Origin of the sequence: Mycobacterium shigaense (assembly GCF_002356315.1) — a bacterium.
Classification (GTDB): domain Bacteria; phylum Actinomycetota; class Actinomycetes; order Mycobacteriales; family Mycobacteriaceae; genus Mycobacterium; species Mycobacterium shigaense.
The window spans coordinates 1,237,558-1,256,185 of record NZ_AP018164.1 but is presented as its reverse complement, the minus strand read 5'-3'; the positions used below and the strand labels follow the sequence as shown (position 1 = coordinate 1,256,185).

The 18,628-nt window shown below is 68.9% G+C and carries 19 protein-coding genes; 6 read left to right on the top strand and 13 right to left on the bottom strand.

The features are described from left to right. Positions 1 to 78: 78 nt before the first annotated feature. The 7 genes from MSG_RS05900 to MSG_RS05870 all read right to left on the bottom strand — a co-directional run bounded on the left by MSG_RS05900 (position 79) and on the right by MSG_RS05870 (position 6,057). Complete coding sequence (locus MSG_RS05900) at positions 79 to 711, bottom strand: dTMP kinase (RefSeq protein WP_096437895.1); 633 nt, start codon at positions 709 to 711, stop codon at positions 79 to 81. 38 nt (positions 712 to 749) lie between these two features. Beyond that, entirely contained in the window at positions 750 to 2,207 is a 1,458-nt protein-coding gene (gene ahcY / locus MSG_RS05895) for an adenosylhomocysteinase (RefSeq protein ID WP_096437893.1), read from the bottom strand. Positions 2,208 to 2,304: 97 nt separating this feature from the next. Then, entirely contained in the window at positions 2,305 to 2,910 is a 606-nt protein-coding gene (alkX, locus tag MSG_RS05890) for a TetR family transcriptional regulator AlkX (protein ID WP_162899152.1), read from the bottom strand. A gap of 40 nt (positions 2,911 to 2,950) precedes the next feature. After that, on the bottom strand, positions 2,951 to 3,133 hold the full coding sequence (locus MSG_RS05885; RefSeq protein WP_096437891.1) for a rubredoxin: 183 nt from the start codon (positions 3,131 to 3,133) through the stop codon (positions 2,951 to 2,953). Then, positions 3,130 to 3,303 carry a rubredoxin gene (locus MSG_RS05880; protein ID WP_096437889.1) on the bottom strand — a complete coding sequence of 58 codons (174 nt, stop codon included), beginning with the start codon at positions 3,301 to 3,303 and terminating at the stop codon, positions 3,130 to 3,132. The genes MSG_RS05885 and MSG_RS05880 overlap by 4 nt, the downstream gene beginning before the upstream one ends. Beyond that, the gene (locus MSG_RS05875; RefSeq protein WP_096437887.1) at positions 3,300 to 4,508 is read right to left on the bottom strand and encodes an alkane 1-monooxygenase; all 1,209 of its coding nucleotides are present in this window, start codon (positions 4,506 to 4,508) and stop codon (positions 3,300 to 3,302) included. The genes MSG_RS05880 and MSG_RS05875 overlap by 4 nt, the downstream gene beginning before the upstream one ends. 64 nt (positions 4,509 to 4,572) lie before the next feature. Then, entirely contained in the window at positions 4,573 to 6,057 is a 1,485-nt protein-coding gene (locus MSG_RS05870) for an amino acid permease (protein ID WP_096437885.1), read from the bottom strand. Positions 6,058 to 6,161: 104 nt separating this feature from the next. Between MSG_RS05870 and MSG_RS05865 the strand changes: the two genes are divergently transcribed. After that, entirely contained in the window at positions 6,162 to 7,559 is a 1,398-nt protein-coding gene (locus MSG_RS05865) for an FAD-dependent oxidoreductase (RefSeq protein WP_096437883.1), read from the top strand. Here the strand turns inward: MSG_RS05865 and manA are convergent. From manA to MSG_RS05845, 4 genes are all read right to left on the bottom strand, one after another. Beyond that, the gene (gene manA / locus MSG_RS05860) at positions 7,537 to 8,763 is read right to left on the bottom strand and encodes a mannose-6-phosphate isomerase, class I (RefSeq protein WP_096437881.1); all 1,227 of its coding nucleotides are present in this window, start codon (positions 8,761 to 8,763) and stop codon (positions 7,537 to 7,539) included. The genes MSG_RS05865 and manA overlap by 23 nt on opposite strands. Positions 8,764 to 8,771: 8 nt before the next feature. Next, complete coding sequence (locus MSG_RS05855) at positions 8,772 to 9,860, bottom strand: TobH protein (RefSeq protein ID WP_096437879.1); 1,089 nt, start codon at positions 9,858 to 9,860, stop codon at positions 8,772 to 8,774. Then, on the bottom strand, positions 9,857 to 11,254 hold the full coding sequence (locus MSG_RS05850) for a phosphomannomutase/phosphoglucomutase (protein WP_096437877.1): 1,398 nt from the start codon (positions 11,252 to 11,254) through the stop codon (positions 9,857 to 9,859). Before MSG_RS05850 ends, MSG_RS05855 begins: the two co-directional genes overlap by 4 nt. A 71-nt stretch (positions 11,255 to 11,325) precedes the next feature. Further along, positions 11,326 to 11,769 carry a DUF3499 domain-containing protein gene (locus MSG_RS05845; protein ID WP_181159148.1) on the bottom strand — a complete coding sequence of 148 codons (444 nt, stop codon included), beginning with the start codon at positions 11,767 to 11,769 and terminating at the stop codon, positions 11,326 to 11,328. Positions 11,770 to 11,936: 167 nt separating this feature from the next. Here MSG_RS05845 and MSG_RS05840 point away from each other — a divergent pair, with 167 nt between their 5' ends. Beyond that, on the top strand, positions 11,937 to 12,359 hold the full coding sequence (locus MSG_RS05840) for a metallopeptidase family protein (protein WP_096444126.1): 423 nt from the start codon (positions 11,937 to 11,939) through the stop codon (positions 12,357 to 12,359). A 19-nt stretch (positions 12,360 to 12,378) separates the two neighbouring features. Here MSG_RS05840 and MSG_RS05835 read toward each other — a convergent pair whose 3' ends face one another. Next, entirely contained in the window at positions 12,379 to 12,717 is a 339-nt protein-coding gene (locus MSG_RS05835; protein WP_096444122.1) for a WhiB family transcriptional regulator, read from the bottom strand. A 365-nt stretch (positions 12,718 to 13,082) separates the two neighbouring features. Between MSG_RS05835 and cofD the strand changes: the two genes are divergently transcribed. Genes cofD through MSG_RS05815 form a run of 4 tightly spaced genes read left to right on the top strand, consistent with a single transcriptional unit; the run spans position 13,083 to position 17,569 of the window. Continuing rightward, entirely contained in the window at positions 13,083 to 14,075 is a 993-nt protein-coding gene (gene cofD / locus MSG_RS05830; protein WP_096444118.1) for a 2-phospho-L-lactate transferase, read from the top strand. Continuing rightward, positions 14,072 to 15,415, top strand: a complete 1,344-nt coding sequence (locus tag MSG_RS05825; protein ID WP_096437875.1) for a coenzyme F420-0:L-glutamate ligase — start codon at positions 14,072 to 14,074, stop codon at positions 15,413 to 15,415. Before cofD ends, MSG_RS05825 begins: the two co-directional genes overlap by 4 nt. A gap of 10 nt (positions 15,416 to 15,425) precedes the next feature. After that, on the top strand, positions 15,426 to 17,021 hold the full coding sequence (locus tag MSG_RS05820) for an Eco57I restriction-modification methylase domain-containing protein (RefSeq protein ID WP_096437873.1): 1,596 nt from the start codon (positions 15,426 to 15,428) through the stop codon (positions 17,019 to 17,021). Continuing rightward, positions 17,018 to 17,569, top strand: coding sequence for an NUDIX hydrolase (locus tag MSG_RS05815; protein WP_096444120.1), 552 nt, complete (start codon positions 17,018 to 17,020; stop codon positions 17,567 to 17,569). Before MSG_RS05820 ends, MSG_RS05815 begins: the two co-directional genes overlap by 4 nt. Here MSG_RS05815 and manB read toward each other — a convergent pair. Further along, a complete protein-coding gene (gene manB / locus MSG_RS05810) occupies positions 17,551 to 18,627 on the bottom strand; it encodes a mannose-1-phosphate guanylyltransferase (RefSeq protein ID WP_096437871.1) in 1,077 nt (358 codons plus the stop codon). The genes MSG_RS05815 and manB overlap by 19 nt on opposite strands. Position 18,628: the final 1 nt, after the last annotated feature.

The following is an 18,628-nucleotide window of genomic DNA, read 5'->3' as shown; positions in this document are numbered from 1 at the left end:
TGTCACCAGATCGGGACAAAACCGGCGCACCACACGGGCGTTTCTTACTCGATAAGGCCAAATCGTGACAAATCTGTGCTATCCGGCCGTCAATTCGGCGGCTAGCCGGCCCGGATCGACGTCCGCCTCGACCACCAGCCACCGGCCGCCCCAGCCCGCGGCGGCCAACTCGGCGTACACGGCGCCGGTGCGCTGCTGCAGCCCGTCGTCGCGCTCGTAGCTGTCGCGCGCACGTCCCGGCTCGGACGCCTCGCGGCGCCGGGCCCGCTCCCCGGCCAGCTCGGCAGTGACCGCCAGCAGCACCTGCCGGTCGGGCGACGGCAGCCCCAGCCGCTGATATTCCAGCGCCTGCACCCAGGCCACCGCCGGTCCGGCCGCATCCTCGTGCAGGCGGGCGGCGCTGTAGGCGGCGTTGGAGGCGACGTAGCGATCCAGGATCACCACGTCATGGTCGCGGCCAAGGCCGTTGATCTCCTCGATCGCGGCGGCGCGGTCCAGCGCGAAGAGCATCGCCATCGCGTACACCGACGACGAGAGATCCCCGTGCTCGCCGTGCAACGCCTCGGCCGCGACGTCCGCGGTCACCGATCGCCCGTACCGCGGGAAGGCCAGCGTGGCCACCGTCTTGCCGGCGGCCTCGAACGCGGCCTTCAACCCCTCGGTCAGCGTCCGCTTGCCGGAGCCGTCGACGCCCTCGATCGCGATCAGCACGGCGCGAGCCTATCGAGCCCGCGCCGCGCGGACGCGGATCAGTAGCGGTAGTGGTCGGGCTTGAACGGGCCCTCGACGTCGACGCCGAGGTATTCGGCCTGGTCCTTGGTCAGCTTGGTCAGCCGCCCGCCCAGCGCCTCGACGTGGATGCGGGCCACCTTCTCGTCGAGGTGCTTGGGCAGCCGGTAGACCTCGTTGTCGTACTCGTCGTTCTTGGTCCACAACTCGATCTGGGCGATCGTCTGGTTGGCGAAGCTGTTGCTCATCACGAACGACGGGTGCCCGGTGGCGTTACCCAGGTTCAACAGCCGGCCCTCGGACAACACGATGATCGCCTTACCCGAGTCCTTGAACGTCCACAGATCCACCTGCGGCTTGATGTTGAGCTTGGTGGCACCGGAACGCTCCAGGGCGGCGATATCGATCTCGTTGTCGAAGTGGCCAATGTTGCCCAAAATGGCGTGGTCCTTCATCGCCTTCATGTGATCCAGCGAAATGATGTCCTTGTTGCCGGTCGCGGTCACTACGATGTCGGCATCGGCGATGGCGTCCTCGACGGTCACCACGTCGTAGCCCTCCATCAACGCCTGCAAGGCGTTGATGGGGTCGATCTCGGTGACGGAAACGCGGGCGCCCTGGCCCTTTGCCGCCTCCGCACAACCCTTACCCACGTCGCCGAAACCGCAGATCAGGACGTTCTTGCCGCCGATCAGCGCATCCGTGCCGCGGTTGATGCCGTCCAGCAGCGAGTGCCGGGTGCCGTACTTGTTGTCGAACTTGGACTTGGTGACCGAGTCGTTGACGTTGATTGCCGGGAAAGCCAGGTCGCCGGCCGCGGCGAACTGGTAGAGCCGCAGCACGCCGGTGGTGGTCTCCTCCGTCACGCCCCTGACCGACTCGGCGATCTTGGTCCACTTGGTCTTGTCGGTCTCGAACCGGTTGCGCAGCAGGTTCAAAAAGACCTTCCATTCCGCCGAGTCGTCGTCCTCGGCGGGCGGCACCACGCCGGCCTTCTCGTACTGGGCGCCGCGCAGCACCAGCATGGTGGCATCCCCGCCGTCGTCCAGGATCATGTTGGCCGGCTCACCGGGCCAGGTCAGCATCTGCTCGGCGCACCACCAGTACTCCTCGAGCGACTCGCCCTTCCAGGCGAACACCGGGACACCCTTGGGCTCCTCGGGCGTGCCGTGCGGGCCCACGACGACCGCCGCTGCGGCGTGGTCCTGGGTGGAGAAGATGTTGCAAGAGGCCCAGCGGACCTCGGCGCCCAGCGAGGTCAGCGTCTCGATCAGCACCGCGGTCTGCACGGTCATGTGCAGTGACCCCGAGATACGCGCTCCCTTCAGCGGCTGCACGTCGTGGTATTCGCGGCGCAATGACATCAGGCCGGGCATCTCGTACTCGGCCAGGTCCAGTTCCTTGCGGCCGAATTCCGCGAGCGACAAATCGGCGATCTTGAAATCGATGCCGTTAACAACGTCGGGCGTCAGGGTCATGGCGTGTCTGTTCCTTCTGCGGCTCAGGAGCTCACGGGAGTAATTAGCTTAGGTATGTTCTTCCGCCACTGTAGTAGGCGGCCGAAAGGCCGCCAGGTCAGGGGACGTTGATGACGCCGTGACGCTCCGCGAAGGGCGTCATCAACCGGGCGAGATCCTGCGCGACGTCGTGGTCGGCTTCCGGCGGCATCGATACGTAGCTCAGCGCCAGCCGCACGATGGCGCGCGCCAGCACGCCGGCGTCCTCGTCGCTGGTGGCGACCCAGCTGTGGGTGAACGCCACGGTCAACCGCTCCGACGCCCGCGTGATGATCGGGCCGCTGTCGGTGGTGATGATCTGCAGCAGGTCCGGCTTCGCGACGCCGGTCAGCAGCGAGATCACCAGCGGGTCGGCCGCCGATTCGGCGAAGAAGGCTCGGAAGCCCTCCAGGAACGCTTCGTAGACGTGACCGACGTTGGCGTCGATGGCGGCGTGGACCGCGTCGACCAGGCGGTCGGCCAAGCGCAGCGCATACCCCTGGGCCAGGCCCTGCCGGGAGCCGAACTCGTTGTAGATCGTCTGCCGGCTGATGCCCGCGGCACGGGCCACGTCGGACAGCGTGATCGCGGACCAATCGCGGGTCCCGAGCAGCTCGCGCATGCCGTCCAGTACCGAATTGCGCAGCAGATCCCGCGATGCCTCGGCGTAGGGAATCCGCTTCACAGGCGCGACAATAGCCGCTTTCGCCGGGGTGTTGGGCCGCTCAGGAACGAGCGATCTCGACCATCTCGAAGTCGGATTTGGCGGCGCCGCAATCCGGGCAGCTCCAGTCGTCGGGGATGTCGTCCCAGCGGGTGCCGGGCTCGATGCCATCCTCCGGCCAGCCGCGGGCTTCGTCGTACTCGAAGCCGCACTGCACGCACACGAACAGTTTGTAGTCATTCACGAGTTCACTCCCACTTCTTCGAAATCGACCTTCTCGCGCACGGCGCAATCGGGGCAGCACCAGTCGTCGGGGATGTCGGCGAACGGCGTGCCGGGCCGAAAGCCTTCCCGCGGAGCGCCTTTGGCTTCTTCGTAGGTGTAGTCGCAGCCGGGACAGCGGTAGGCGGTCATGCCGCGTACCGCTCGAGCACCCGGTCGCGCACCCGCGGGTGGATGTTGACCTTGGTGATGTCGCCGTCGTAGTGCGCCAGCACCCGATGGTCCATCACCTTGCGCCACAGCGGCGGGAAGTAGGTCAGCGAGATCATGGATGCGTACCCGCTCGGCAGATTGGGCGCGCCCGCCATGCTGCGCAGAGTCTGGTAGCGCCGGGTGGGATTGGCATGGTGATCGCTGTGCCGCTGCAGGTGGTACAGGAACAGGTTGGTGACGACGTGGTCGGAGTTCCAGCTGTGCACGGGCGCGCAGCGCTCGTAGCGGCCGTTGACCGTCTTTTCCCGCAGCAGCCCGTAGTGCTCGAGGTAGTTGACCGTTTCCAGCAGGCTGAAGCCGAAGACCGCCTGGATGGCGACGAACGGGATCAGGCCCGTCCCGAAGATGGCGATCAGCGCGCCCCACAGCACCACCGACATCAGCCAGGCGTTGAGCACGTCGTTGGACAGGTACGTCTTGGGGTGCCACGGGCTGGCACCCTGCCTGCGGATGCGCTGGGCCTCAAGCCGCAGGGACGAGCGCAGGCTGCCGACGACGCTGCGCGGCAAGAATTCCCAGAACGTCTCGCCGAAGCGCGACGACGCCGGATCCTCCAGGGTGGCGACGTGCACGTGGTGGCCACGGTTGTGCTCGATGTAGAAGTGGCCGTAGCAGGTCTGCGCCAGGGTAATCTTCGACAGCCACCGCTCCAGCGCGTCCTTCTTGTGGCCCATCTCGTGCGCGGTGTTGATGCCGACGCCGCCGAGCACACCGACCGACAGCGCCACGCCGAGCTTTCCGGCCCAGCCCAACCCGCCGTCAAACCCGAGCCAGTGCAGATCCGACGCGGTGAACAGGTACGCGCCCAGCACCACGCTGAGGTACTGGAACGGGATGTAGGCGTAGGTGCAGTACCGGTAGTACTTGTCGTGTTCCAGCTGCTCCATCACCTCGTCAGGCGGGTTCTGCCCGTCCGGCCCGAAGTGCAGGTCCAGTATCGGCAGCAAGACGTAGAGCAGGATCGGCCCGATCCACAGCGGCACCTGCGCGGCGGCGTGCCAGCCGAGCTGATTGAGCCCCCAGGTCAGCGGGAGCATCACGAACAACGCGGTCGGGGCGATCAGCCCCATCAGCCAGAGGCGACGTTTCTTGTCCTGCCAGACGGGGGCTTCGAGTGTGGTCATGCATTGGACAATACGACAGGACACGTCGTGTGTCTAGACAAATAGTATGCGTTTGTAAAACGGCCTAGTCGCGCGTCTCACCGGCGTTGCGGCGGCCCTGCACGGAATGGCGGTAGCCGTAACCCAGATAGAGCGCCGTGCCGACCGCCACCCAGACGGCGAACCGCACCCAGGTCAGCGCGGTCAGGTTCACCATCAGCCACACGCAGGCACTGATCGAGGCGATGGGAAGCAGCGGCACCCCCGGCGCGCGGAACCCGCGTGGCAGGTCCGGCCGGGTGCGGCGCAGCACGATGACGCCGGCCGACACCAGGACGAAGGCGAACAGCGTCCCGACGTTGACCATCTCCTCCAGCCTGGTGATCGGGAACACCCCGGCGGTCGCGGCCACCACCGCGGCGACCAGGATGGTGATCCGGACCGGGGTGCCGCGGCTGCCCGTCTTGGCCAGCGACCGCGGCAACAGCCCGTCGCGCGCCATCGCGAACAGCACCCGGCACTGCCCCAGCATCAGCACCATCACCACGGTGGTCAGACCGGCTAGCGCCCCGATGGCGATGATTTCGCTGGCCCAACCGATCCCATTGACGGCGAACGCGGTGGCCAGGTTCGCCGGCTTGCCGCCCACCGTCTTGAGCCGGGTGTAGGACACCATGCCGGACAGCACCACCGAGACCGCGACGTATAGGACCGTCACGATCGCCAGCGACACCAGAATGCCCTTCGGAACATCGCGCTGCGGTTGCTTGGTCTCCTCGGCCATGGTCGCCACAATGTCGAACCCGATGAACGCGAAGAACACGATGGACGCCCCGGCCAGCACGCCGTACCAGCCGTAACTGCTGCTGTGCGCACCGGTCAGCAGCGACAGCACCGATTGATTGACGCCCGAAAAATCTTGTCCGGCTTCCGGTTTCGGAATGAACGGCGAATAGTTGGCGACCTTGATGTAGAACGCGCCCACCACGATGACCAGAATCACCACCGACACCTTGATCGCGGTGATCACCGCGGAGACCCGCGACGACACCTTGGTGCCGACGGCGATCAGGACCGCCACCCCGAACACGATCAGCAACGCGCCCCAGTCGAAATCGATCGGCCCCAATTTGACTGTGCCGCCGGCGAATCCGAACACTGTACCCAGATAACTCGACCAGCCCTTCGATACCACGGCGGCGCCGATCGCCAACTCCAGCAACAGGTTCCAGCCGATGATCCAGGCCACGAATTCGCCGAAGGTCGCATAGGAGAAGGTGTACGCGCTGCCCGCGACCGGCAGGGTCGAGGCGAATTCCGCGTAACACAACGCGGCCAGCGCGCAGGTGATGGCCGCGACGACGAACGATATCCAGATCGCGGGGCCGGTGATGTCGCCAGTGGTCGACGCGGTGACCGTGAAGATGCCGGCGCCGATCACCACCGCGACACCGAACACCGTCAAGTCGCGCCAGGAGAGGTCCTTGCGCAGCTTCGTCTCCGGCTCGTCGGTGTCGTCGATCGACTGTTCTACCGACTTCGTGCGCCATCGATTGGCTCGATCGGCCATTTTGCCCAGCCCTTTCCCGTTCGATTGGGGCCCGTTGGAACCGCACAGTACTGGGTAATCAGCGTCAGATGGGGGTCACGGAAGTAAACGCTACGGACCATGCGATGGTGATCGGGGGCAGCATCGCGGGACTGTGCGCGGCGCGCGTGCTCGCGGATTGCTATTCGAAAGTCACCGTCTACGAGCGCGACGAGTTGCCGGATGCCCCGGCCAACCGCGCCACCGTTCCCCAGGACCGGCACCTGCACATGCTGATGGCGCGCGGGGCGGCCGAGTTCGAAAACCTCTTTCCCGGCCTGCTAAAGGACATGGTCGCCGCCGGGGTGCCGATCCTGGAGAACCGGCCGGATTGCATCCACCTGGGCGCCGCGGGTCACGTGCTGGGGACCGGGCACAGCCTGCGCGACGAATTCACCGCCTACGTCCCCAGCCGGCCCCACCTGGAGTGGCAGATCCGCCGGCGGGTGCAAGACATCGACAACGTCGCGATCCGGCGCCGCTCGGTCGCCGAGCCGCGCTTCGACCGCGCGCGGGGGCGGGTGACCGGCGTGCTGCTGGACCCCGCCGACGGCGGCGGGGAGCCGGAGTCGGTGGCCGCCGACCTGGTGGTCGACGCCGCGGGGCGCGGCACCCGGTTGCCGATCTGGTTGCCGCAGTGGGGATTTGCCCGCCCGGCCGAACAGATCGTGGACATCGGCATCAACTACGCCACGCATTACTTCCGCATTCCGGACGGACTGATCCAGGAGCGGGTCGTCGTCGCGGGCGCTTCCCACGACCAGTCGCTGGGCTTGGGTATGCTGTGCTACGAGGACGGCACCTGGGTGCTCACGACGTTCGGGGTGGCTCACGCCAAGCCGCCCACGACCTTCGCTGACATGCTGTCGCTGGCCGACAGGCTCCTGCCGCGGCACTTGACCGACGCGCTGGCACACGCGGAGCCGTTGGGCAGCACGGCATTCCACGCATTTCCGGCGAGCAAGTGGCATCGCTACGACAAGCTGGACCGCTTCCCGGCCGGCATCATCCCGCTCGGCGATGCCGTGGTCAGCTTCAATCCCACGTTCGGACAAGGCATGACGATGACGGCGCTGCAGGCCGGGCATCTGCGGCGGGCGCTACAGCGACACGCAGACCCGGCCGCCGGCGACCTTGCCACCGAAGTCAACCGCGCCACAGCCAAGACCACCTTCCCGGTCTGGACGATGAACTCGATCGGCGACGTCACCTTCCACCACGCCAGTACCGACGAACCCGCCCCCTGGTGGTGGCGGCCGTCGGGTGCGCTGTTCGACCAATTCCTGGGTGCGGCCGAGTCCGAACCCGTTCTGGCCGAATGGTTCTTGCGCCGCTTTTCGCTGCTGGACAGCCTGTGCATGGTCCCGCCGCCGCGTATCGTCGGTCGCACCATCGCGCACAACCTGCGGCTGTGGCTGCGCGAGCGCCGCGAACTGCGGCACGCCGCCAGAAAGCGGGCCGTCACAAACCTACGGTCGCCCTGAACACCTTCGTGGGCTCGCGCGAGACCAGCCGGATCGGGCCGTCGTCGGCGGGCACCCAGGCGGCCTGGCCGCGCGTCAGCGCCAGCGAGCCGGTCTTGCCGTGGACCGTCGTGGATCCTTCGGCGCACAACAGGATCTGCGGGCCTTCGTGGCTCGACGACGCATCGACCTCGTGCCCCAGATTCTCGCCGTCGATGGACAACAACGCGACCGCGAACTCGGCGGCCGGAGTCTCGTAGATCAGCCCGATCCCCTCGTGGTGGACGTGCGGCCGCAGCTGCGACTCGGCGGTGGGCGCGAAGTCCAACACCCGCAGCAACTCCGGCACATCCACGTGCTTGGGGGTCAGGCCGCCGCGCAAAACGTTGTCCGAGTTCGCCATCACCTCGATCGCGAACCCGCGCAGATAGGTGTGCAGGTTGCCGGCCGGCAGATAGATGGCCTCGCCCGGGGCCAGAGTGATGCGGTTGAGCAGCAACGCCGCCAGCACGCCGGCATCGTCGGGATAGCGCTCGCCGAGTTCGAGCACCGTCTTGGCTTCGGCGGCGAATTCCGTTGCGCCCGAACTGAGATACTGGATCGCCCCGTCGAGTACGGCGGGCACGAGCACGTCGATGTCCGGCTGCGGCGCGGTGATCCAGGTGGTGAACAGCGCCCGTAATCCGTCCGCGTCGGACTGATCGTTCAGCAACTCGATGTAGGGGTCGAGGTCGGAGACCGCCAGGGCCCGCAGCAATTCCGTGGTGCGCGACGCGTGGCGAAAACCGGCCAGAGCCTCGAACGGCTGCAGCGCCACCAACACTTCGGGCTTGTGCGACGTGTCGCGGTAGTTGCGCACCGGCGAAGCCACCGGAATGCCCAGCTTCTCCTCGCGCAGATAACCCTCGACGGCCTGCTCGGCACTGGGGTGGGCCTGCAGCGACAACGGCTCGTCGGCGGCCAGCACCTTGACCAGGAACGGCAGCACGTCGCCGAACCGGGCGCGTGACGCGGCGCCGAGCTGGCCCTCCGGGTCGGCGGCCAGGGCCTGAATCAGGGACGTCTCGCCGCCCTCGGTCTCGAGCCAGGCCGGGTCGCCGGGGTGCGCGCCGAACCACAGCTCGGCCTCGGGATGGGCCGCCGGGATCGGACGCCCGGTGAATTCGGCGATGGCGGTGCGCGATCCCCAGGCGTAGGTCCGCAAGGCTCCGCGAAGCAGTTCCACTTTCTTCTTTATCCCCGTACCAGTCGCAAGTAAACGGCGGCCATCTCCAGCCGGACGGCCAATACTGCCAGTTGCTGTTCGGCCCGTCCCGCACCGGTCGACGGCTGCGGCGCGTCGGGCACGTCCTCGGCCGTGACGATGTGCGCGTCGTCGAGCCCGGCCACCCGGGCAGCCGCGACCGTCCGGTCGTCGGTCAAGGTGAGCGCCAGCACCCGCACCCGCTGCGGCAGCGGTCCGTCGATCTCTTCGTCGTGGAACAAGGCGTCGACCGAGGAGGGCGCTTGACCCAATCCGGAGCCGGCGTGGGCGGCCGAGCGCAGCGCGACCACCGCATCGGCCAGCCCGGCGGCGGCCACCACGTGGTGGGCGATGCGCAACAGGATCGAGCTGGCGTGCCGGGCCAGTGCCAGCGTCGCGGCGCAGTCACCGGCGAGCGCGACCTGTCGGTCGGACATCCGCGCGGCGATGGTCTTGGCCGGATTGGTGAACAGCTCGCGCCCGGCGCTGTTGCGCAGCGCCTCGGCGTCCAGTTCGTCGGCCAGCGCCGCCAGGTCGACGCTCAGCCTCGGGTCCACGGCGTGCAACGTGGCCAAACCGGCGGCCAGGTAGCGGCACAACCCGAACTCGTCGGGCACCCGCAACCGCGGCGCCAGCACCGCGGCCCGCCCGGCGGTGACGTCCCGCAGCGGACCTTCGTACGGGGCGACGACCACGACCCGCGCGCCGCGGCGCACGCCGGTCGCGGCGGCACCGACGAGGGCGGGATCGCCGGGATCGTCGGCCGCGACGACCAGCACGTCGAGCGGACCCACCCACGGCGGGGCCTCACTGACCAGCGTGATCGGGGCCGACGCCGCGCCCCCGAGTGTCGCCGCCAGCATCGCCCCGGCCGTCTCGGCGGTCCCGCGGCCAGCCACCCAGATCACGCTGCGGGCGCGATCCTCGGTGCGCAGCGATTCCAGCGCGCCCTCGTCGACCGCGGCGGCGGCGGCCCGCACCTGGGCGCCGGCCGACGAGGCGGCGCGCAGCAGGCCGTCGCGGTCGGCGGCGAGCAGGCCGTCGGTGTCCTCGAGATCGATCGCCCGGGTGGTGTTCACGGTGCGGCCCCACTGGGCACCGCCACCGCGCCGATCTCGGCGCTGACCTGCGCGACCACCGCATCGACGTCCTCGGCGGTGCGGCCCTCGGCATTGAGGCGCAACAACGGCTCGGTGTTCGAGCTGCGCAGGTTGAACCAGCTGCCGTCGCCCAGGTCGACGGTCACCCCGTCCAGGTGATCGATGGAGTGGATCCGGCTGCCGAACGACCTCAGCACGGCTTCCGTACATTGCGCGGCGTCGGCCACGGTGAAGTTGATTTCGCCCGACGATTCGTAGCGCTGGTAGTCCGCGGTCAGCTCGGACAGCGGGCGGTCCTGCTCACCAAGGGCGGCCAGGACGTACAGCGCCGCGAGCATGCCCGAGTCGGCTCCCCAGAAGTCCCGGAAGTAGTAGTGCGCGGAGTGCTCGCCGCCGAAGATCGCACCGGTGTCGGCCATCATTGCCTTGATATAGGAGTGCCCCACCCGCGAGCGCAAGGCCGTGCCACCACGCTCGGTGACGAGTTCGGGCACCGCGCGCGACGTGATGACGTTGTGGATGATCGTGGCGCCAATCTCGCGGCTCAGCTCGCGGGCAGCGACCAGACTGGTCACCGTCGACGGCGAGACCGGCACCCCGCGCTCGTCGACCACGAAGCAGCGGTCGGCGTCCCCGTCGAAGGCGAGCCCGATATCCGCGCCGGTGTCGAGCACACAGGCCTGCAGGTCGACCAGGTTTGCCGGGTCCAGCGGGTTGGCCTCGTGGTTGGGAAACGAACCGTCGAGCTCGAAGTACAACGGCACCAAGGTGATCGAGTCGATGGCGCCCAGCACGGCCGGCGTGGTGTGTCCGGCCATGCCGTTGCCGGCGTCCACCGCAACCCGCAACGGCCGCAAGCCGGACGTGTCCACCAGCGATCGCAGGAATGCGCCGTAATCGTCGAGCACATCGGCATCCGAGATGCTGCCCTGCGGCCCGTCGTAGGGGGCGACGCCGGCGATCAGGTCCTCGCTGATCACCCGCAGCCCGCTGTCGGCCCCGACGGGTTTGGCCCCCGCCCGGCACAGCTTGATGCCGTTGTAGGCGGCGGGGTTGTGGCTCGCGGTGAACATCGCGCCGGGGCAATCCAGCAGCCCCGAGGCGAAATACAACTGATCGGTCGAGGCCAGTCCGATGCGCACTACGTCGAGGCCCTGACCGGTCACCCCGTCGGCGAAGGCCGCGGCGAGCGCCGGCGAGCTGTCCCGCATGTCGTAACCGATCGCCACGCGCCGGGCGCCCTCGCCGCGCACCAACTTCGCGAAGGCCGCCCCGACGCCGCCGACGAACGCCTCGTCGATCTCGTCACCTACCAGCCCACGGACGTCGTAGGCCTTGATGACACGGTGGACAGTCTCGGCAAGCCGGGACATGCGGGGGGCCTCCTGACGCCGTGGTTCGCTTTGCCTTTCGACGTCAGCCTATCGGCCCGGCGCACGACCCCCTAGTCGCTGGGATCGGGCAACACCCGCAGGTGTCCCCGCCGGCGACCGGAGCGTTGCTCCGGCGGCGCCAGCAGTCCGCTGGTTGGCACGGTGGCGTGCGGCCCGGTGTGGTGGACGTGCGGATCAGCAAATCCGTTCACCGGCACGAACGGGGCGGCGCCCGCCGCCGGGCTGCCCTCGCGGACGGCATCGGCCAGGGCGACCAGGTCGTCCTCGTCGGGGTTGGCGGGCTCGGCGTTCAGGGGCCCGGCGTGGCGGACCAGCTCCCACCCGCGAGGTGCGGTGATCCGGCCGGCGTGGTTGACGCACAGGTCCCACGAGTGGGGTTCACGCGCGGTGGCGAGTGGACCTACGACTGCCGTCGAGTCCGAGTAGACGAACGTCAAGGTCGCTACGGCGTAATGCGGACACCCGGGCCGGCAGCAGCGACGGGGAACGTTCACGTCGCAAAGGCTATCGTGCGGAAACGCTGCCGAAGCGCCGGACACGCGCAACCGGCGGGCGCGCAGTTCCGAACCGTTACCAACGGCGGACAAGCCGTTACCATCGGCGCGTGGGCGATTCGCGCGGCCGGTCGGCGGCGCACCGTGCGGTGCGGCGCGGCCGTGACATGCGCGGGCCGTTGCTGCCGCCGACGGTGCCGGGGTGGCGCAGCCGCGCCGAGCGCTTCGACATGGCCGTGCTGGAGGCCTACGAACCCATCGAGCGAAGGTTGCAGGATCGCGTGGCCGAACTCGATGTGGCGGTCGACGAGATCCCGCGCATCTCGGCCAAGGACCCCGACAGCGTGCAGTGGCCGCCGGAGGTCGTCGCCGACGGCCCGATCGCGCTCGCCCGGCTGATCCCGGCCGGCGTCGACATCCGCGGCAACGCCACTCGAGCCCGAATTGTGTTGTTCCGCAAACCCATCGAACGACGGGCCAAGGACACGCTCGAACTCGGCGAGTTGCTGCACGAGATCCTGGTGGCTCAGGTGGCCATCTACCTTGATGTCGAACCCTCGCTCATCGATCCGACGATCGACGACGAATAGCCCGGGCGGGCTCGGAAGATCAGATGATGCCGCGTTTGAGGCGGCGACGCTCCCGTTCGGACAGACCGCCCCAGATGCCGAAGCGCTCGTCGTGCGCCAGGGCGTAGTCGAGGCACTCATGACGCACCTCGCACCCGAGGCAGATCTTCTTCGCCTCTCGGGTGGAGCCGCCCTTCTCCGGAAAGAAGGCTTCGGGATCCGTCTGCGCGCACAGCGCACGGTCCTGCCATTGGTCGGGGGTGGCCGGTGGCAACGGCTCGGGTTCGAATGCGACTGGCGCATCCGGAACCACGGTCAGGTGCGGCCGGACGATTGGCGTCGCTGCTGAGCCAATCGCGGTGTGCGGTGTGCTAGTCATAATGCCCCGAAGGTGCTCATAAGACATGCGCGTCCGCCTCCTCAGCTTCATTTTGAGAGAGTGAAAGTTGCCCACTGTTCTGATGTAACAGACAATTCGAACAAGTGATCGAATCTCGGTCTGCGACACCGGAACCGGCCGGCTAACCGGGAAATGACACTGATGTGATTAGACACGGGTTGATCAGCCGGGTCAAGCGTTTCGCCGCAATTCCATATCATCTCGTGACCAAATTTCGGCGTTTCTGTTGCAAGAGGCTTTCGGCGTGTCGATCACAGGCTCGCAACACTCCTTATGTCGTCGTCAAAAAGGGCCTCACAGTGGCACTGTCGGCGGCCGGTACTGTCGTGCTTCGTGAGGCTCACGTGAAGGTCACCGTTCTCGTCGGGGGGGTCGGCGGCGCTCGTTTCCTGCTCGGGGTCCAACAACTGCTGGGCCTAGGGCAATTCGGCGCAGCGGGATCCGATACGACCAGTCATGAGCTGACTGCGGTCGTCAACATTGGCGACGATGCCTGGATCCACGGAGTGCGCGTGTGTCCTGATATGGACACCTGTATGTATACCTTAGGTGGAGGCGTGGACCCCGAGCGAGGGTGGGGTCACCGCGACGAAACCTGGCACGCCAAAGAGGAATTGGCGCGCTACGGCGTACAACCAGACTGGTTTTTATTGGGCGACCGCGACCTGGGCACCCACCTAGTGCGCACCCAGATGCTGCAGGCGGGCTACCCGCTATCACAGATCACCACGGCGCTGTGCGACCGGTGGCAACCCGGCGCGCGGTTGGTGCCGGCCAGCGACGACCGCTGCGAGACCCATGTGGTGATCACCGATCCGGCAGACGACAGCCGCCGGGCGATCCATTTCCAGGAATGGTGGGTGCGTTACCGGGCCAAGGTGCCGACGCACAGCTTCGCGTTCGTCGGCGCCGAAAAGGCCAGCGCCGCAACCGAAGCGCTGACGGCCATCGCCGAGGCCGACGTCATCTTGCTGGCACCGTCGAATCCGGTCGTCAGCGTCGGGGCCATCCTGGCCGTGCCCGGTATCCGCGGGGCGCTGCGCTCGGCCGCCGCGCCGGTGGTCGGCTACTCACCGATCATCGGCGGAAAGCCGTTGCGCGGCATGGCCGATGAATGCCTCAAGGTCGTCGGCGTCGAGTCCACCGCGGAGGCGGTCGGCCGTCACTTCGGCGCGCGGCGGGGCACCGGGGTCTTGGATGCCTGGCTGGTGGCCGAGGGCGATCACGCCGACATCGAGGGCGTCGCCGTGCGCTCCATACCGCTGCTGATGACCGACCCCACCGCGACGGCCGAGATGGTGCGCGCCGGACTGGACCTGGCGGGCGTCGCCCCATGATCGAGCACGGCGCGGCCGCGGCCGTCGAAATCCTCCCCGTCGCGGGGCTTCCCGAGTTCCGCCCCGGCGACGATCTGGGCGCCGCTCTCGCGGGCGCCGCGCCGTGGCTGCGCGACGGCGACGTCGTGGTGGTCACCAGCAAGGTGGTGTCCAAGTGCGAGGGCCGGCTGGTGGCGGCGCCCGAGGACCCCGAGGAGCGCGACGAACTGCGCCGCACGCTGGTCGACCAGGAGGCGGTGCGGGTGCTGGCCCGCAAGGGCCGGACCCTGATCACCGAGAACCGGATCGGGCTGGTGCAAGCCGCCGCCGGCATCGACGGCTCCAACGTCAGCCGCGCCGAACTGGCGTTGCTGCCCGTCGATCCCGACGGCAGCGCGGCGGCGCTGCGCGGCGCGCTGCGGGAGCGGCTGGGCGTCGACGTCGCCGTCGTCATCACCGACACCATGGGCCGGGCCTGGCGCAACGGCCAGATCGACGTCGCGATTGGCGCGGCCGGTCTGGCTGTGTTGCACGGTTATTCGGGCGCGGTCGACGAGCACGGCAACGAGTTAGTGGTCACCGAGATCGCGGTGGCCGACGAGGTCGCGGCCGCGGCCGACCTGGTCAAGGGCAAGCTGACCGCGCTGCCGGTGGCCGTGGTGCGCGGGCTGGCCGTCAGCGACGACGGCACGACGGCCCGGGACCTGCTGCGCGCCGGCGCGGAGGATCTGTTCTGGCTGGGCACCGCGGAGGCCATCGAGCTGGGCCGCCAGCAAGCCCAGTTGCTGCGCCGCTCGGTGCGCCGGTTCTCGGACGAGCCCGTTGCGCCGGAGCTGATCGAGGCGGCCGTCGCCGAGGCGCTGACCGCGCCCGCCCCCCACCACACCCGGCCGGTGCGGTTCATGTGGCTGCGGACGGCGTCGACCCGGACCCGGCTGCTGGACCGCATGAAGGACAAGTGGCGTGCCGATCTGGCCGGCGACGGCAAGCCCGCCGAGGCCGTGGCGCGCCGCGTCGGGCGCGGCCAGATTCTCTACGACGCCCCCGAGGTCGTCATCCCGATGCTGGTGCTCGACGGCGCCCACAGCTATCCTGACGCCGCGCGCACCGACGCCGAACACACCATGTTCACCGTCGCCGTCGGCGCCGCCGTGCAGGCGCTGCTGGTGGCGCTGGCCGTGCGCGGGGTGGGCAGCTGCTGGATCGGCTCGACGATCTTCGCGGCCGACCTGGTTCGCGCCGAGCTGGAGCTGCCGGCGGACTGGGAGCCGTTGGGTGCCATCGCGATCGGCTACGCCGCCGAAGACCCCGGCGGCCCGCGGGAGGCCGCCGATGCCGGGGATTTGCTGATCCGCAAGTGATACTGGCCCGGTGAAGACGTTCGCGGGCAAGCCGACAGCGTCGGCGGACAAGGTGCGCGGCGGGTACTACACGCCGGCGCCGGTCGCCCGGTTTCTGGCCGGCTGGGTTCGCCAAGCGGGTGCCCGCATCGTCGAACCGTCGTGCGGCGACGGCCGTATCCTGCGCGAGCTGGCCCTGCTCAGCGACCGGGCGCACGGCGTGGAGCTCGTCGCGGCCGAGGCGGCCAAGGCGCGGGAATTCGCGCCCGTCGACGCGGGCAGCCTGTTCACCTGGCTGGCGGACACCGCGTGCGCCGCCGGCGGGTGGGACGGCTGGGACGGTGTGGCGGGCAACCCGCCCTACATCCGCTTCGGCAACTGGGCAGCCGAGCAGCGCGAGCCGGCGCTGGAGCTGATGCGGCGCGAGGGCCTGCGCCCCAGCAAGCTGACCAACGCCTGGGTTCCCTTCGTCGTCGCGAGCACGGCGTTGGTGCGCGACGGCGGCCGGGTGGGCCTGGTGCTGCCCGCCGAGTTGCTCCAAGTCGGCTATGCCGCGCCGCTGCGCGAATTTCTGCTGGCGCGATTTCACGAAATCACCCTGATCACGTTCGAGCGGTTGGTGTTCGACGGCGTCCTGCAGGAGGTCGTGCTGTTCTGCGCCGTGGCCGGTGCGGGCCCCGCCCGGATACGAACGGTGGCGCTGCCCGACGCCGACGCGCTCGACCACGCCGATCTCGACGTTCCGGCCGCACCCGCGCTGCTGCACGAGAACGAGAAGTGGACCAAGTACTTCCTGGACCCCGCGGCGATCGCGCTGCTGCGGACCCTCAAGGCATCCGGCATGATGACCCGGCTCGGGTCCGTCGCCGAGGTCGACGTCGGCATCGTGACCGGCCGCAACAGCTTCTTCACCTTCACCGACGCGCAGACCCGCGAGCTCGGGTTGGCGCCGTATTGCGTCCCGCTGGTCTCGCGCAGCAACCAGCTGTGCGGCCTGGTGTACGACAACGACTGCCGGGCAAGCGATCTCGCGACGAGCCGGCGGACCTGGCTGCTCGATGCGCCGCCAAACCCGACGGACCCCGCGCTGCTCGCGCACATCGGCGCCGGCGCGGCCGCGGGGGTGGACCGCGGCTACAAGTGCTCGATCCGAAAGCCCTGGTGGAGCACGCCGTCGCTGTGGATGCCAAACCTGTTCATGCTGAGGCAGATTCACCTCGCGCCCCGGCTGACCGTCAACGCGGCCGCGGCCACCAGCACCGACACCGTCCATCGGGTGCGGCTGGCCGACCCGGCGACGGACCCGACCGCGCTGGCCGCGGTGTTCCACAACAGCGCGACGTTCGCCTTCGCCGAGATCATGGGCCGCAGCTACGGTGGAGGCATCCTGGAGCTGGAGCCGCGAGAGGCCGAGCAGCTGCCCATTCCCCCACCGGCGCACGCCGACGCCGAGCTTGCCGCCGACGTCGATCTGCTGCTGAAGGCCAACGAGATCGACAAGGCGCTCGACCTCGTCGACCGTCGGGTGCTCATCGACGGGCTCGGCTGGTCGCCCGACGTCGTGGCGCAGTGCCGCGCGGCCTGGGTCGCGCTGCGCGACCGCAGGATACGGCGGGGGTCCCGGTGAGCGTTCGCGAGTCGGTGCGCGCCTTGCTCACCGACTGGCGGGCTCCCGACCCGACCCAGGATTCGTTGCGGCACGCGGTGTTGGCGTTCGTCGCCGCCCGCGCCGACGCGTGCCTTCGCGAGTGCGCGGCGGGCCATGTCACCGCTTCGGCGCTGGTGCTCGACGCCACCGGAACCCGGGTGCTGCTGACCCTGCATCCGCGACTTGGCCGGTGGGTACAGCTCGGCGGGCATTGCGACGCCGACGACCCCGACATCGCGGCCGCGGCGCTGCGCGAGGCGATCGAGGAGTCCGGGGTGGACGATCTGCGCTTGGCGCCCGGATTGGCCGCCATCCACGTGCACCCGGTCACCTGCTCACTGGGTGTGCCGACCCGTCACCTGGATCTGCAGTTCGTCGCGCACGCGCCGCCGGACGCGCGAATCGCGATCAGCGACGAGTCCGACGACTTGCGCTGGTGGCCCGCCGACGTCCTGCCCGACGGCACCGATCACGCCCTGGCCTACCTGGTGAGCCGGGCCGCGGCGATTCAGACGTCGGACGAGTAGCGGATTCCGCCGTCGGGGATCGAAACGCCGGGCCACACCCGCGCGCCGCGCAGCAGCTCGCAACGTGCCCCGATGTCGGCGCCGTCGCCGATCACCCCGTCGCGGATCAGCGCGCGCGGGCCGATGCGCGCGCCGAAGCCGATGATGGACCGCTCGATCACGCTGCCCGCCTCGATCTTGACGCCGTCGAAGATCACCGCGCCGTCCAGCCGGACGCCCGGCCCGATCTCGGCGCCCCGCCCGACGGCGGTGCCGCCGATCAGCAGCGCACCCGGCGACACCGCCGCGCTTTCGTGCACCAGCTGCTCGCCCCGGTGGCCGCCCAGCGCCGGCGACGGCGCGATGCCGCGGACCAGATCCGCCGACCCGCGGACGAAGTCCTCCGGCGTACCCATGTCGCGCCAATAGGTGGCGTCGACGTAGCCGCAGAATTTGACGGCGTCGTCGGCCAGCAACGCCGGGAACACCTCGCGCTCCACCGACACCGCCCGGCCCCGCGGAATGCGGTCGATGATCTTGCGCTCGAAAACATAGGTGCCGGCGTTGATCTGGTCGGTCGGCGGATCCTCGGTCTTCTCCAGGAACGCGGTAACACGGCCGTCCTCGGTGGGCACGCAGCCGAACGCGCGCGGGTCAGAGACCCGCACCAGGTGCAGGGTAACGTCGGACTGCTTGTCGTGGTGAAACTCGAGCAGCTGGCCCAGGTCGGCGCCGGAGAGCACGTCGCCGTTGAACACCATGACGGTGTCGTGGCGCAGCTTGTCGGCGACGTTGGCGATGCCGCCGCCGGTACCCAGCGGGTCGGATTCGGTGACGTAGTCGATCTCGAGGCCCAGCTGGGCGCCGTCACCGAACTCCGCCTCGAACACCGAGGCCTGATACGACGTCGACAAGATGACGTGCTCGATACCCGCCGCGGCCACCCGCGACAACAGATGGGTGAGGAAGGGCCGCCCGGCGGTGGGCAGCATCGGCTTGGGCGCCGACAACGTCAAGGGCCGCAACCGGGTGCCCTTGCCGCCGACCAGGATCACCACATCGACTGGGGGATTTGACAAT

Coding starts and splice junctions, on each gene's coding strand:
- MSG_RS05865 (WP_096437883.1), top strand. CDS start 6,162: ATGGTGATCGGGGGCAGCATCGCGGGACTGTGCGCGGCGCGCGTGCTC.
- ahcY (WP_096437893.1), bottom strand. CDS start 2,207: ATGACCCTGACGCCCGACGTTGTTAACGGCATCGATTTCAAGATCGCC.
- MSG_RS05850 (WP_096437877.1), bottom strand. CDS start 11,254: ATGTCCCGGCTTGCCGAGACTGTCCACCGTGTCATCAAGGCCTACGAC.
- MSG_RS05870 (WP_096437885.1), bottom strand. CDS start 6,057: ATGGCCGATCGAGCCAATCGATGGCGCACGAAGTCGGTAGAACAGTCG.
- MSG_RS05840 (WP_096444126.1), top strand. CDS start 11,937: ATGCGCGGGCCGTTGCTGCCGCCGACGGTGCCGGGGTGGCGCAGCCGC.
- MSG_RS05875 (WP_096437887.1), bottom strand. CDS start 4,508: ATGACCACACTCGAAGCCCCCGTCTGGCAGGACAAGAAACGTCGCCTC.
- MSG_RS05835 (WP_096444122.1), bottom strand. CDS start 12,717: ATGACTAGCACACCGCACACCGCGATTGGCTCAGCAGCGACGCCAATC.
- MSG_RS05880 (WP_096437889.1), bottom strand. CDS start 3,303: ATGACCGCCTACCGCTGTCCCGGCTGCGACTACACCTACGAAGAAGCC.
- MSG_RS05825 (WP_096437875.1), top strand. CDS start 14,072: ATGATCGAGCACGGCGCGGCCGCGGCCGTCGAAATCCTCCCCGTCGCG.